A 13,942-nucleotide genomic window follows, 5' to 3' on the forward strand; every position below is an offset into this window, starting at 1 on the left:
CATTATACTAAAGATAGAAGGTAAATAAAAAAAATTATGAGGAGAGTGTTTTATATGAAAAATATCAAAAAAATGGTTCTATCCCTTGCAGTGGTAACAGTACTTAGTACGGGTGTTGTTTTTGCTGCTGTTGCTGCAAAGACTCCAGCGGAAGTAGCAGCTGGATTAACAGGAAAAACAGTAGAGGAAGTTACAACAGAAAGAACCGCCGGGAAAACTTATGGAACAATTGCTAGTGAAGCAGGAAAGCTAGAGGAGTTTAAAGCAGAGAGTCTTTTGCAGAAAAAACAAGTTCTTGACCAAAGAGTAAAGGATGGTAACTTAACTCAGGAAGCAGCAGATGAAATTTACAATTCTATTGTGACAAACCAAGAAACTTGCGATGGAACAGGTAGTGCTGGAATAGGTAAAATGAACGGTGCAGGATTTGGTCAGGGTAGAGGTCAAGGAATGGGAAAAGGATCTGGACAGGGTAATGGTGCTGGAATGGTACAATAAAACAATAATTTGATAGTAATAAATCCCATAGAATTTATATTCTATGGGATTTATTACTATCTATATGTTAATTAGGAAAACTAATAGGATTAATTTGAGAATTTGTTTTAGGTAATCATGTGGAAATATTTATCAAAAGTGGTATAATGGAATCGTATCCATACAAGGGATAGCTACATCAATTTATGTTAATGATACTAAAAAATAACCTGTAATAAAAGCTTAAGTAATAAATTTTGAAATGAGGATGCATATATGAGTATTAAAAAGGACTTATACGGTAATACAAAAGATGGAAATCCTATTGATATTTTTACTTTGAATAATTCAAAAGGTCTAGAAGTGCAAATAACTAACCTTGGTGGTATAGTTGTTTCAATTAAAGTTCCAGATCGGTTTGGAGATTTCGCGGATGTGGTTTTAGGTTATGATAAATTAGAGGATTATTTCCATAATATTAATAATTTTGGGGCAATTATAGGGCGGTACGCTAATAGAATTGAGAACGCTAGCATTGAATTAGATGGAGTAGAATATAACTTAAGTAAAAATAATGGAAATCATTTAATACACGGAGGCTTTGTAGGCTTTGATAAAGTAGTATGGAAAGCTGATATTATAAAACAAAATAAAGAAGAATCTTTAGAACTTACATATATAAGTGCGGATGGCGAAGAGGGGTTTCCAGGAGAGGTTAAGGTGAAGGTTGTTTATACTTTGACAAAAGACAATGAACTGAAAATAGAATATTTTGCTGTTTCTGATAAGGATACAGTAGTTAATTTAACAAATCACTCGTATTTTAATTTATTAGGACAGGGAGATTTAGATATTCTATCTCATGAGCTTATGATAGATGCTGACAATTTCACTATTATAAATGATGAGTGTATACCAACTGGAGAAATTAGTTCAGTAATTAATACTCCATTTGATTTTACTACCATGAAGACAGTTGGAGCTGGGTTAATAGCAGAAAACCAACAAATTAAATATGGTGGTGGTTATGATCATAATTTTATATTAAAGGTTAATGGAAAAACTCCACAAAAATTTGCTGAACTATATGAAGAAAAAACGGGTAGACTTATGGAAGTATACACTACAATGCCAGGGGTTCAGCTGTATACTTCTAACAATCTAAATAGTATTAAATCAGGAAAAGCTGGGCAAATTTATAAAAAAAGAAATGCGGTATGTTTAGAAACTCAATTTTTTCCTAATTCTTTAAAGCATAAGAATTTTCCATCTCCAATACTCAAAGCATGTGAAGAATATAAGCATACTACAATTTATAAATTTTCAACTAGATAATAGAGATGATTTTCGCAACTGAATTTTAATTATTATGTTATAATATTATGTAAGTAATTTGAATTTAACTAGAAGTGGGGGCCACAAGATGTTTAGTCCAATAAAGACTGTAAAAGTTTATGAACAGGTGATTTTACAAATAAAAGATATGATTGATAAAGGCATTCTTAAAAAAGGTGATAGGCTTCCATCAGAGAGGGCTTTAGTCGAACAATTACAGATAAGTAGAACTTCTATTCGTGAAGCACTTAGGGCCTTAGAAGTTATTGGACTTATAGATTGTAGACAAGGAGAAGGTAACTACATAAAAGCAAGCTTTCAAGATAATTTATTTGAACCACTTTCAATTATGTTTATGTTAGAGGAAAGTACTCAAGATGAAATATGGGAACTAAGAAAGATTGTGGAAGTTGAGGCATCAGGCCTTGCTGCTAAGAGGATAACGGATGATAAGCTGCAAGAATTAAAAGAAATTTATCAAAGATTCATAAGTTCTGTTGATGAAGATGTTACTGCTGAAATTGACAAAGAGTTTCATTATAAAATTGCAGAATGTTCAGGGAATATTTTAATATTTAATATTCTTAAAACAGTATCAAATCTTGTAGATCATTTTATTGTGGATGCAAGAAGATTAATATTAGTACAAGAAAAAAATAAGAGAATATTGCTTGATCAACACAATAATATATACTTAGCTATAGAAAAACACAGTTCAGCAGCTGCAAGACAAGCAATGCGTGAACACTTGGATTTTGCAAAGGTGTATATAAAAGAAAATGATATGCATTAAACAATTAGATGTATAAATGTGGTTAAAACATTTAACTTTATGAAAAATGAAGGTAAGAATAATATTTATTATTCTTACCTTAGTTTTTTTGAATAAAATAATTCTTATTGTTAACCTTTTAACTATTATATAAATATTTTAAATAGTGTGATATCATTATTTTACAAGGTGGTCATACCATACTACCATACATAAATTATTAGATTTTAAATATAAAGTTTGGAGGAATATATATGGATATTTTAGTTTGTATCAAACAAGTTCCAGGAACTTCAAAAGTTGAAGTGGATCCAGTTACAGGTGTTTTAAAAAGAGACGGTATAGATTCAAAAATGAACCCTTTTGATTTATTTGCATTAGAAACTGCACTCAAAATTAAGGAACAAGAAGGTGGAGTAATTAAGGTTATAACAATGGGACCACCGCAGGCAAAAGATGTTATTCGAGAAGCATTTATGATGGGAGCAGATGAGGGAGCACTTGTGAGTGATAGAAAATTTGCAGGAGCAGATGTACTTGCTACCTCTTATACACTTTCACAAGGCGTAAGGAAAATGGGCGGATTTGATCTTATATTATGTGGTAAGCAGACAACAGATGGAGACACTGCTCAAGTAGGACCAGAAATGGCTGAATACTTAGGTATTCCCCACATTGCAAACGTTTTAAAAATAGAAGAAATAAAAGAAAAATCAGTTATTGTTGAAATGGATATGGCAAATACGATTGAAATAGCAGAAATTAAGTTTCCATGTCTTTTAACTGTAGATAAAGATATATACCAACCAAGGCTTCCATCTTACAGGAAAAAATTAGCTACAAAAGATAGAGAAATAAAAATAATAACTTTAAATGATTTTGATGATAAGAATGAAAAGAAATATGGACTTAATGGTTCACCAACTCAGGTTGAAAGAATATTTCCACCAGATGTTAATAATGATAGAGAAACATGGACAGGCAGTGGAGTGGAACTTAGTCTTAAAATGGCTACAAAACTTAAAGAATTAAAATTTGTATAAAGAAGGGTGGTATATTCATGAATAAGTTAATTTGTAATCAAGAAAAAGTAAATGATTCCAATATCCAAGAACTAATAAAGGCTTGCCCTTTTGGTTCAATTGAGTACATTAATGGAAAAATAGAAGTTAATGCAGGTTGTAAAATGTGTAAGATGTGCGTTAGAAAAGGCCCTGCTGGAGTAATGGAATTTGTTCAAACAGAAGAAGCAAAAATTGATAAGAGTTTGTGGAAGGGTATAGCAGTATATGTAGACCATGTGGACGGAGCTATACATCCTGTAACAATGGAACTTATCGGAAAAGCTAGGGAGCTTGCAAGCGTTGTAAATTTTCCAGTATATTGTGTGTTTATTGGTCACAATATAAAGCAAAAAGCTAAAGAATTACTTCTATATGGTGTTGATGAGGTTTTTGTATATGACGACTCAGAGCTTAAGGATTTTAGGATAGAACCTTATACTGCTGCTTTTGAAGATTTTGTAAATAAGATAAAACCATCATCCATACTTGTTGGAGCTACAAGTATAGGTAGATCTCTTGCGCCTAGAGTAGCTGCAAGGTTTAGAACAGGACTTACAGCTGACTGCACAATGCTTAAAATAAAAGAAAATACAGATCTTGTACAGATAAGACCTGCATTTGGTGGTAATATTATGGCTCAGATTTTATGTCCCAATACTAGGCCCCAGATGTCAACAGTAAGATACAAGGTTATGAATGCTCCTGAAAAACTTTGCACTCCAAAAGGTAAAATTACTATTTGTAAAATAGATAAGGAAAAATTAGTTTCCGATATAAACGTATTAAAGGTTACAGAAAAAGAAGCAGAAGAAAACATTTCAGATGCAGAGGTAATTATTGCAATTGGTGGAGCCCTTAAGTCAGAAAAAGATATGGCTATGATTCAGGAACTTGCAGATCTACTTGGTGCTCAAATTGCTGGGACAAGACGTTTAATTGAAACAGGCTGGATTGATGCTAAAAAACAAATTGGTCTTTCAGGTAGAACAGTTAAACCAAAGCTTATAATAGCTCTTGGAATTTCTGGTGCAGTTCAATTTACAGCTGGAATGAATAGCTCAGAGCGTATATTTGCAGTAAATACAGATGCAAGTGCTTCTATATTTAATGTAGCTCATTATGGAATAGTAGGGGATATTTATGAAATAGTTCCAAAGTTAATTGAAAATATTAAAAACGAAGGATCAGAATCTTGTGTAAGTAACTTTTAGTATAATTACACTAAATTAATAATCAAGGAGGCAATATTATGGAATACAAAAAGCTTGATGCTGCGGATATAGAATTTTTAGTGTCTGTTTTAGGTAAAGATAGAGTGTTTACAGAAGACCAAATAAATGATGATTTCAGCCATGATGAAATGGGTGGAATAAGCAAAATGCCAGATGTATTAGTTGAAGTTCTTGAAACTGCCGAAGTGGCAAAGATTATGAAATATGCAAATGAAAATATGATTCCTGTTGTAGCAAGAGGTTCAGGAACTGGACTTGTGGGAGCATCAGTTCCAATTCACGGTGGAATCATGATAAATATGTCCAAAATGAATAAAATAATTGAAATCGATGAAGAGAATTTAACGTTGACGCTTGAACCGGGTGTACTTTTAATGGAAATAAGCAAATATGTTGAAGAGTTTGACTTATTTTATCCACCAGATCCAGGTGAAAAATCCGCTACAATTGGTGGTAACATTAGTACAAATGCAGGTGGAATGAGGGCTGTTAAGTATGGTGTTACTAGAGATTACATAAGGGGCCTTGAAATAGTGCTTCCAAGTGGGGAAATACTTAACGTTGGAGGAAAAGTAGTTAAGAATTCTACTGGCTACAGCATTAAAGACATGATCTGTGGGTCTGAAGGAACTCTGGGAATAGTTACAAAGATCATATTAAAACTAATACCACTACCTAAGAAAGCAGTATCACTTTTAATACCTTTTCCTAATCTTGATATGGCAATAGGAACTGTTCCACTGATAGTTAAATCAAAATCGTCACCAACTGCTATAGAATTTATGCAAAGAGAAGTTATTATTGCTGCTGAAGAGTTCCTAGGTAAAAAATTCCCTGATAATTCATCAGATGCATATCTTTTATTAACATTTGATGGTAATAATATAGAAGAAATAGAAAAGGCTTATGAAAATGTAGCTAATATTTGCCTTGAGGAAGGTGCCCTTGACGTATTTATAACTGACACAGATGAGAGAAAGGAAGCTGTTTGGTCTGCAAGAGGAGCTTTTCTTGAAGCAGTTAAAGCATCAACAACCGATATGGATGAATGTGACGTTGTGGTACCAAGAAATAAAGTAGCTGAATTTATTAAGTATACTAATGAACTTCAAAAAGAATTTGATGTAAGAATAAGAAGCTTTGGACATGCAGGTGATGGTAATTTACATGTATATGTATTAAAAGATGACCTAACAGATAGTGCATGGTCTGTGAAGATTGCAGAAGTATTTGAAGCAATGTATAGTAAATCAAGGGAACTAGAAGGCTTAGTTTCTGGAGAACATGGAATTGGATTTGCTAAGAAATCATATATGCTTGAACAATTAGGGCCTGTATACATAGCCCTTATGAAAAATATAAAATTAGCATTTGACCCTAAGAATATATTAAATCCAGGAAAGGTTTGTCAATAAAGCAAATTATTTTGCCAATATCATTAAAGATATTGGCAATTAAATAATAGTTTTATGTAGTCGGTTTCAATAATCCAAAATATATTACTAGCGGAAGGAGATAATAAAAGATGAATGATTATTTATTATTTTTCATAGCACTTATACCAATTGTTTGGCTTATGGTTTCATTAGGTGCCTTAAAAATGCCAGGACATAAAACTTGTTCAATTACACTTGTTATTACAATAGTACTTGCAATCTTAGTTTGGAAGATGCCAATTACCGATGCGCTTACAGCAACTCTTGAGGGGATGGCAATGGCGTTATGGCCAATAATAATTGTAATAATAGCAGCAGTATTTACATACAACCTTTCTATTTATACAAAAAGTATGGACGTAATAAAAGATATGATGACAGGTATCACTACTGATAGGAGAATACTTGTTTTGATTGTAGCCTGGGGTTTTGGAGGGTTTCTTGAAGCAATTGCAGGATTTGGTACAGCAGTTGCAATACCAGCAAGTATTTTAGCTGCACTTGGATTTAATCCTGTATTTGCAGCAATAATATGCCTTATTGCAAATACAACACCAACAGCTTTTGGAGCAATAGGACTACCTGTAACGACCCTTGCAAAGGTTGCAGGAATTAATCCGGCTACTTTAAGCTATGCAGTTGGAATTCAATTATTTGCATTAATCGTAATTGTACCATTAGTTTTAGTTATGCTAACAGGTAAAAGTGTAAAGGCAATAAAGGGAGTTGTGCTTATTTCTCTTGCTTCAGGGTTAGCGTTTGCAGTGCCAGAACTCCTAGTAGCAAAATATATGGGGGCTGAACTCCCAGCACTACTTGGTTCAATAATATGTATTATTGTAACAGTTACAATAGCTAAAATATTCTATAAAAAAACTGCAGCTAAAGATAAAGTTAATATATCTGTAAAAGAAGGATTAATGGCCTGGGTGCCTTTTATATTGGTTCTGACTTTTATATTAATCACAAGTACTTTGATTCCAGCAATAAATAAACCATTATCATCTATAAAAACATCTTTTCAAATATATACTGGTCCAGGTGCAAAAATGAGTTCATTTACATGGATTGCTAATCCAGGAACACTTATAATACTTGCAACCTTTATAGGTGGACTTATTCAGGGGGCTAGGTTTAAAGAAATATTAAAAGTATTTACCGATACCTGCAAACAAATGACTAAATCAGCAATCACAATACTTGCTATAGTGTCTCTTGCAAAGGTTATGAGTCATAGTGGAATGATTACATCTATTGCTGTAGTGTTAGTCGCAGCAACAGGAATTTATTATCCGCTAATTGCTCCAATTATAGGAGCGCTTGGAACTTTTGTAACTGGTAGTGATACCTCTGCTAACGTACTATTCGGACCTCTGCAAGTTGAGGTTGCAAGAAATTTACACATGAGTCCTTATTGGCTGGCGGCTGCTAATACTGGTGGTGCTACAGCAGGCAAAATGATTTCACCTCAAAGTATTGCAGTTGCTACAGCGGCCACTGGAATTGTGGGAGCTGAAGGTAAGATATTAAAGGCAACTCTAAAATTTTGTCTTGTGTATGTAGCGATTTTAGGACTAATTGTGTTCTTTGGAGCTAAATATTTTACAATGTAAGGATTAAATAGTAAATAAGGCACTGGATAGCCCTACTATAATTTATTTTAGTGCAATAAATAATGGTTTAAAAAACTAGCTGAGAGATTTTTAGCTAGTTTTTATACTTGATATTAAAATAACTTTTACAATTAATATGCATTGCGATAAAACATTAACACAATGTTCTGAATTTAACAGCTTTAATAAAAAACTAACCTGAAATCTCTTTGATTATAGATAGCATGTCTTTGTTTAATATGAATTGTAAGAAACTGCTTATATTTATAAAAATATTTAAGTATGATTTGAATTATAAGTTCTCGTTTAAAACAGTAAAAACTATCTAATAATAATTATCTTATCAGCATGTATAATTATACGATTTAAATGAATAATTATACTATCATAATCCTTATATGTTAAAAGATAAACATCAAAATACGAATAAATATTCATGGATGCCCTTGTAATCTCATGGCATTTTAGATATAATTTAGCCATAGAATTAATAAAGGGCAAAACGTAATATCGTAATAAAGCGATGGTTAAAAATGAATAAGCATTAAATTCTAAAACGTATTTAATGTAAAAAAAGGATGTGCTGTAAATGTCAATAAATACTTATTTTATTCCCACAATAAACTCAATTGGTCAAGGATCTGTTAATGAGGTTGGTAATCATATTAAATCATTAGGTGGTACCAAAGTATTGATTGTTACAGATGCAATGTTAGCTAAATTAGGTATGGCAGAAAAGGTAAAAGGTATATTAGTAGAAGCTGGTCTAGAAGCAATAGTTTTCGATGGTGCTGTGCCAAACCCAACTGACCTAAATGTAGAGGCTGCTTTTGCAATGTGGAAGGAAAATTCCTGCGATTCAATAGTATCACTTGGTGGTGGATCTTCTCATGATTGTGCTAAAGGTCTTGGACTTATAGCTGCTAATGGTGGCAATATTAAGGACTATGAGGGAGTAGATAAATCAACAAAGCAATTTCCACCTTTTGTTGCAGTTAATACTACTGCAGGTACTGGATCAGAGATGACTCGTTTTTGTATAATTACAAATACTTCTCGTAAAGTTAAGATGGCTATAGTTGATTGGAGAGTAACACCAAATGTTTCGATTAATGACCCTGATTTAATGGTTGGTATGCCACCAGCACTTACTGCGGCTACTGGAATGGATGCTCTTACTCACTCTATAGAAGCCTATGTATCTAGTGCTGCTACTCCTCTTACAGATTCTGCTGCATTAATGGCTATAAAACTTATAGCTAAATATCTGCCTAAAGCAGTTGCAAACGGTACAAATATGGAAGCAAGAGAAAAAATGGCTTATGCTCAATTCTTAGGCGGTATGGCATTTAATAATGCGAGCCTTGGATATGTACATGCTATGGCACATCAACTAGGCGGATTCTACAATCTACCTCATGGAGTATGTAATGCTATTTTACTTCCAATAGTATCTCAGTTTAATATTTTAGCTAGTGCAGAGAGATTCCAAGATATCGCTATTGCCATGGGAGAAAATGTAACTGGACTTTCCGTACATGATGCTGCTCAGGTTGCAATTAAATCAATTGTAACATTATCAAAATGCGTAGGTATTCCTTCAGGACTTGCAGAACTCGGTGTTAAAGAAGAAGATTTTGAAGTAATGGCAACAAACGCTAAAGCTGATGCTTGCCAATTTACAAATCCACGTCTTGCAACGCTACAACAAGTGATTGAACTTTTCAGACAAGCATTGTAATCTTATTTTCTGAATTTATGTTAATAGGTTAAATATTATATAGAAATACAAAGGGGCGTAAGCCCCTTTGTATTTCTATTAGATTATGTTATACTTACATACAAAACATTCTAAATTTTACGGCTAATGAGTAATAAAGAAATGAAAATGTTTTAATTAGATTCATTTATTCTCCGAGTCATATTTCCTAAGGGTTTCTATGGGATTATGACCGTTAGGGTTAGATTGGAAACGATTTAGCCTTCCATTTGAAAAGGGGGATGCTTAATTGTCATTCTCTTTTATATATAAAATATATGAGGGGGTTTTTTTGTGTTAAAATTAAAAGGTAAAGGTAAAGGTAGGTTTAAGGAGATATTGGTAATATCACTTTGTATGGCTATGGTTTTTGCTATAACTGCATGTTCTAGTAAAGAGAGGACCATGATTCTTGCAACAACAACAAGCACCCAAGATTCAGGACTTTTGGATTATTTACTACCAGTATTTGAAAAAGACACAGGAATTAAAGTTAAGGTGTTAGCTAAAGGAACAGGAGAAGCAATAGAGGTTGCCAAGCGTGGAGATGCGGATGGACTACTTGTGCATGCAAAATCGCAGGAAGTTAAATTTGTTGAAGAAGGGTTTGGAACTGAAAGACTTGAGGTTATGTATAATGATTTTATAATAGTAGGACCAAAAGATGATCCTGCAAAGCTTAAAGAAAAAGCTCCAAAAGATGGAGTAGAGGCTTTTAAGTTAATTAACAGCAGTGAGGCAAACTTTGTATCTAGAGGAGACAACTCAGGTACTAATACAAAAGAACTCACTATATGGAAGGATGCAGGAATAACACCTTCTGGAGAATGGTATATATCAGCAGGAAAAGGAATGGGCGCAGTACTTACAATGGCATCTGAGAAAAAAGCTTATACTTTGACTGACAGAGCTACATATTTAAATATGAGGGATACGTTAGATTTAGATATTGTTACTGAAAAGGGAAGTCAATTCTTAAATCAATACGCATTAATAAGACTCGACCCAACTAAGAATGAAATTAAATCTGAAGAAGCGGATGAATTTATTGATTGGATGATGTCTACGCAGGGACAGAAGCTTATAGGTGAGTATGGCAATGAGAAATATGGCATGCCTTTATTTACACCCAATGCTAAAAAATAGGTGATGTAATGAGTTATTATGAAGAGGTTATACACATAGTTTTATTATCATTGTTTGTTTCGATTGCATCAACATTAATAGCGTCACTTGCAGGTATGATACTCGCCATACCTATTGCTTTAAAAGATTTTAAAATAAAAAAATATATTATAAGATTATCGGAGACTTCTATGAGTATTCCACCAGTGCTAATGGGACTGGTGGTTTATCTATTACTTTCAAGGAAGGGACCTTTAGGGGAGCTTAAACTGTTGTTCACCCCCGCTGCGATGATTATAGCCCAGAGTCTTTTGGTATTTCCAATAGTATTTGGACTTACTGTTTCAGCAATAGGAAGTCGTGGAAGGGAAATTAAGAAAAATTGTATTGCTCTAGGTGCAGGAAGTCACGATACTTTAATTTTAATCATAAAGGAATGCAAAGTTCAACTCTTTTCTGTGGTTGCGGCTGGTTTTGGAAGGGCAATTTCTGAGGTTGGTGCAGTGATGATGGTAGGAGGAAATATAAAAGGTGACACAAGGGTAATGACCACGTATATAGCACTCGAAACAGGCCAAGGTAAATTTGATGAGGCCATTACAATAGGAGTTATATTACTTATTGTTGCTTTTATGGTTAACTTTATTTTACATGGGCTTAGTAAGATAGATGAAAAATAGGTGAGAGAATATGAATATTAGGGTGGTAGACGTAAATAAAGAGTACAATGGAAAAGAAGTATTATATATAGAAGAGTTAAATTTTGAAGAAGGGTACGTATATGCATTATTAGGCTTAAATGGTAGTGGAAAGACTACTCTTTTGCAATGTGTTTCGAGCCTTGATGAATTTACAAGGGGAACCGTATTATACGACAATTGTAAATTTGATGAGTTTATAAAAAGAGATATATCCGTTATGCTTCAAAGTCCTTATTTATTTAATTCTTCAGTGTTTGAAAATATAATAATGGGATTGAAATTCAGAAAATTGGATAAAATAGTAATTGAGAAGAGACTTTCTAGCTATCTTCATTACTTCAACATAGATGACTTGCTTAATAAGAATACTAGAGAGTTATCTGGTGGAGAACAGGCGAAGGTGTCACTACTTAGAACGGCTATTTTGGAAACACAGATGACTTTTTTGGATGAACCTACTGCTAGTATGGATATTGAAAGTACGCTGAGAGCTGAAAAACTCATAAGAACTATGGCAAGTGGAAAAAGAAGTGTTGTCTTAGTCACTCATGATTTAATGCAAGCAGAGAGGGTAGCGGATTTTGTTATTTTTTTAGATAAGGGAAGGATTATTGAGCAAGGAGAAAAACATAAGGTTCTTAATTTTCCGGAGCATGAATTGTTAAAACAGATTCTAAAGAGGAGTTGATGAATATGATAAAAACTGCAATACTTACAATGAGTGATAAAGGCTCTAGAGGAGAAAGAATTGACGGGACAGGGCCAGCATTAAGGAGTGAATTAGAAGGAAAAGACTTTATTATAAGTTACTATAAAATGATTTCTGATGAACAAAAGGAAATAGAAAGAGAACTTATTTATTTGTGTGATGAACTTAAGGTGAATTTAATATTAACTAATGGTGGAACTGGTTTTTCAGAAAGAGATGTTACTCCTGAGGCAACTAAAAATGTAATAGAGAAATATGTACCAGGTATGGGTGAAGCAATGAGAATGAAATCCCTTGCTATTACACCAAAGGCCGTGCTATCAAGAAGCATAGCAGGAATTCGAGGGAAAACCTTAATCATTAATCTTCCAGGAAGCCCTAAGGCGGCAGTAGAAAATCTTGGATTTATAATAGATGCAATTCCACATGGTATTGATATACTGCAAGGAAATGCTAGCGAGTGTGCTGAGGTGGATAAACATGGAACTTTTTAATGTAGTATCCGTAGAAGAAGCTAAAGAAATTATAGAAAGTTCATTTAATTATGAACTTTCATATGAAAAGGTTAACATTTTTGAAAGTGTCGGTAGAATTTGTTTTGAAGATATAAAATCAGAGTCTAATATACCTGAATTCAAAAGATCGACAGTAGATGGCTTTGCAGTGTGTTCAAGAGATGTACATGGGGCTAGTGAAGGAATACCTTCTATGCTACAGCTAAAGGGTGAGATATTTATGGGAAAAGTTCCACCTTCTGATATATCACCAGGAGAATGTTTATACATACCTACGGGAGGGATGCTTCCTAAAAGCGCAGATAGTGTAGTGATGATTGAGTATAGTCATAAGCTGGGCCGTGATACTGTGATGATTTATTCACCTGTGGCCTTTGGTGATAATGTAATACAGGTGGGAGAAGATATAAGTTCTGATGATATTGTTATAAAAAGAGGAGAAAAGCTCAGACCTTATGAGATAGGTGTTCTAGCAAGCATCGGAATTAGTGAGATAACAGTATATAAGTCGCCGAGAGTAGCTATTATTTCAACGGGTGATGAAGTAGTACCTTGTGAAGTTAAACCAGCTTTAGGCCAGGTGCGAGATATAAATACATATCTTCTTTGGTCATTACTGCTTGAGGATGGAATTCAGCCAGTAAGCTATGGAATTATAAAAGACGATTATGATCTTTTAAAGTTTACAGTTGATAAGGCCTTTAAGGAGTGTGACTTAGTTCTTATATCTGGAGGTAGCTCAGTAGGTAAAAAGGACCAAACCTTAAAGGTTATAGAATCTTATGGGGATGGGGAAGTTTTAGTGCATGGCATAGCAGTAAAACCTGGAAAACCAACAATAATTGGAAAACATGAAGAAAAAATAATATTTGGACTTCCAGGACATCCTCTTGCATGTTCTATAATATACAAAATACTTGTTAAGAATTATATTTATAATTTAATGTCTTATAATGATGAAAATTACGGAACTAGTGCAATAATAAGCATAAATTATCATAAAGCTAAAGGGAGAGAAGAGTATTTACCTGTAGAACTTGAAACTACTAATGATAAGATTATTGCAAAACCTGTATTTGGTAAATCAGGGATAATAACAGCATTTTCAAAGGCGTGGGGTTATGTTAAAATAGAAAAAAATGATGAAGGTTTAAAGGAAGGACAGACAGTCCAGGTGTATAGATTATAGTGTAACATAAAGGCA

General features: G+C 33.5%; 13 protein-coding genes and 1 riboswitch. All 13 genes read left to right on the forward strand.

Annotated elements, in window-relative coordinates; translation table 11 throughout:
• Positions 1 to 54 precede the first annotated feature (54 nt).
• The 13 genes from JJD95_RS08600 to glp all read left to right on the forward strand — a co-directional run bounded on the left by JJD95_RS08600 (position 55) and on the right by glp (position 13,927).
• Complete coding sequence (locus JJD95_RS08600) at positions 55 to 498, forward strand: hypothetical protein (protein WP_291642364.1); 444 nt, start codon at positions 55 to 57, stop codon at positions 496 to 498.
• A 255-nt stretch (positions 499 to 753) separates the two neighbouring features.
• On the forward strand, positions 754 to 1,812 hold the full coding sequence (locus JJD95_RS08605) for an aldose epimerase family protein (RefSeq protein ID WP_291642366.1): 1,059 nt from the start codon (positions 754 to 756) through the stop codon (positions 1,810 to 1,812).
• A gap of 88 nt (positions 1,813 to 1,900) precedes the next feature.
• Complete coding sequence (locus JJD95_RS08610) at positions 1,901 to 2,605, forward strand: FadR/GntR family transcriptional regulator (protein WP_291642368.1); 705 nt, start codon at positions 1,901 to 1,903, stop codon at positions 2,603 to 2,605.
• 233 nt (positions 2,606 to 2,838) lie between these two features.
• Positions 2,839 to 3,627, forward strand: coding sequence for an electron transfer flavoprotein subunit beta/FixA family protein (locus JJD95_RS08615; protein WP_291642370.1), 789 nt, complete (start codon positions 2,839 to 2,841; stop codon positions 3,625 to 3,627).
• Positions 3,628 to 3,644: 17 nt separating this feature from the next.
• Positions 3,645 to 4,859 (forward strand): electron transfer flavoprotein subunit alpha/FixB family protein, encoded by a 1,215-nt coding sequence (locus JJD95_RS08620; protein WP_291642372.1) that lies wholly within the window; start codon positions 3,645 to 3,647, stop codon positions 4,857 to 4,859.
• Between the two features lie 38 nt (positions 4,860 to 4,897).
• Positions 4,898 to 6,295 carry an FAD-binding oxidoreductase gene (locus JJD95_RS08625; RefSeq protein WP_291642374.1) on the forward strand — a complete coding sequence of 466 codons (1,398 nt, stop codon included), beginning with the start codon at positions 4,898 to 4,900 and terminating at the stop codon, positions 6,293 to 6,295.
• A gap of 110 nt (positions 6,296 to 6,405) precedes the next feature.
• A complete protein-coding gene (locus tag JJD95_RS08630) occupies positions 6,406 to 7,929 on the forward strand; it encodes an L-lactate permease (protein WP_291642376.1) in 1,524 nt (507 codons plus the stop codon).
• Between the two features lie 589 nt (positions 7,930 to 8,518).
• The gene (locus tag JJD95_RS08635) at positions 8,519 to 9,670 is read left to right on the forward strand and encodes an iron-containing alcohol dehydrogenase (protein WP_291642378.1); all 1,152 of its coding nucleotides are present in this window, start codon (positions 8,519 to 8,521) and stop codon (positions 9,668 to 9,670) included.
• Between the two features lie 159 nt (positions 9,671 to 9,829).
• Positions 9,830 to 9,945: riboswitch (molybdenum cofactor riboswitch) on the forward strand.
• A gap of 100 nt (positions 9,946 to 10,045) precedes the next feature.
• A complete protein-coding gene (locus JJD95_RS08640) occupies positions 10,046 to 10,834 on the forward strand; it encodes a substrate-binding domain-containing protein (RefSeq protein WP_291642416.1) in 789 nt (262 codons plus the stop codon).
• An 8-nt stretch (positions 10,835 to 10,842) separates the two neighbouring features.
• Complete coding sequence (locus JJD95_RS08645; RefSeq protein ID WP_291642380.1) at positions 10,843 to 11,493, forward strand: ABC transporter permease; 651 nt, start codon at positions 10,843 to 10,845, stop codon at positions 11,491 to 11,493.
• Between the two features lie 10 nt (positions 11,494 to 11,503).
• The gene (locus tag JJD95_RS08650) at positions 11,504 to 12,202 is read left to right on the forward strand and encodes an ATP-binding cassette domain-containing protein (RefSeq protein WP_291642382.1); all 699 of its coding nucleotides are present in this window, start codon (positions 11,504 to 11,506) and stop codon (positions 12,200 to 12,202) included.
• 5 nt (positions 12,203 to 12,207) lie between these two features.
• Positions 12,208 to 12,717: a MogA/MoaB family molybdenum cofactor biosynthesis protein gene (locus JJD95_RS08655; protein ID WP_291642383.1), complete on the forward strand. Its 510-nt coding sequence runs from the start codon at positions 12,208 to 12,210 to the stop codon at positions 12,715 to 12,717.
• Positions 12,704 to 13,927, forward strand: a complete 1,224-nt coding sequence (glp, locus tag JJD95_RS08660; RefSeq protein WP_291642386.1) for a gephyrin-like molybdotransferase Glp — start codon at positions 12,704 to 12,706, stop codon at positions 13,925 to 13,927. Before JJD95_RS08655 ends, glp begins: the two co-directional genes overlap by 14 nt.
• Positions 13,928 to 13,942 lie beyond the last annotated feature (15 nt).

Origin of the sequence: Clostridium sp. (assembly GCF_016650035.1) — a bacterium.
Classification (GTDB): Bacteria; Bacillota; Clostridia; order Clostridiales; family Clostridiaceae; genus Clostridium_AD.

Excerpts from the sequence above, each read along its gene's own strand:
- JJD95_RS08600 (WP_291642364.1), top strand. The coding sequence starts at position 55 with ATGAAAAATATCAAAAAAATGGTTCTATCCCTTGCAGTGGTAACAGTA.
- JJD95_RS08605 (WP_291642366.1), top strand. The coding sequence starts at position 754 with ATGAGTATTAAAAAGGACTTATACGGTAATACAAAAGATGGAAATCCT.
- JJD95_RS08610 (WP_291642368.1), top strand. The coding sequence starts at position 1,901 with ATGTTTAGTCCAATAAAGACTGTAAAAGTTTATGAACAGGTGATTTTA.
- JJD95_RS08615 (WP_291642370.1), top strand. The coding sequence starts at position 2,839 with ATGGATATTTTAGTTTGTATCAAACAAGTTCCAGGAACTTCAAAAGTT.
- JJD95_RS08620 (WP_291642372.1), top strand. The coding sequence starts at position 3,645 with ATGAATAAGTTAATTTGTAATCAAGAAAAAGTAAATGATTCCAATATC.
- JJD95_RS08625 (WP_291642374.1), top strand. The coding sequence starts at position 4,898 with ATGGAATACAAAAAGCTTGATGCTGCGGATATAGAATTTTTAGTGTCT.
- JJD95_RS08630 (WP_291642376.1), top strand. The coding sequence starts at position 6,406 with ATGAATGATTATTTATTATTTTTCATAGCACTTATACCAATTGTTTGG.
- JJD95_RS08635 (WP_291642378.1), top strand. The coding sequence starts at position 8,519 with ATGTCAATAAATACTTATTTTATTCCCACAATAAACTCAATTGGTCAA.
- JJD95_RS08640 (WP_291642416.1), top strand. The coding sequence starts at position 10,046 with ATGGCTATGGTTTTTGCTATAACTGCATGTTCTAGTAAAGAGAGGACC.
- JJD95_RS08645 (WP_291642380.1), top strand. The coding sequence starts at position 10,843 with ATGAGTTATTATGAAGAGGTTATACACATAGTTTTATTATCATTGTTT.
- JJD95_RS08650 (WP_291642382.1), top strand. The coding sequence starts at position 11,504 with ATGAATATTAGGGTGGTAGACGTAAATAAAGAGTACAATGGAAAAGAA.
- JJD95_RS08655 (WP_291642383.1), top strand. The coding sequence starts at position 12,208 with ATGATAAAAACTGCAATACTTACAATGAGTGATAAAGGCTCTAGAGGA.
- glp (WP_291642386.1), top strand. The coding sequence starts at position 12,704 with ATGGAACTTTTTAATGTAGTATCCGTAGAAGAAGCTAAAGAAATTATA.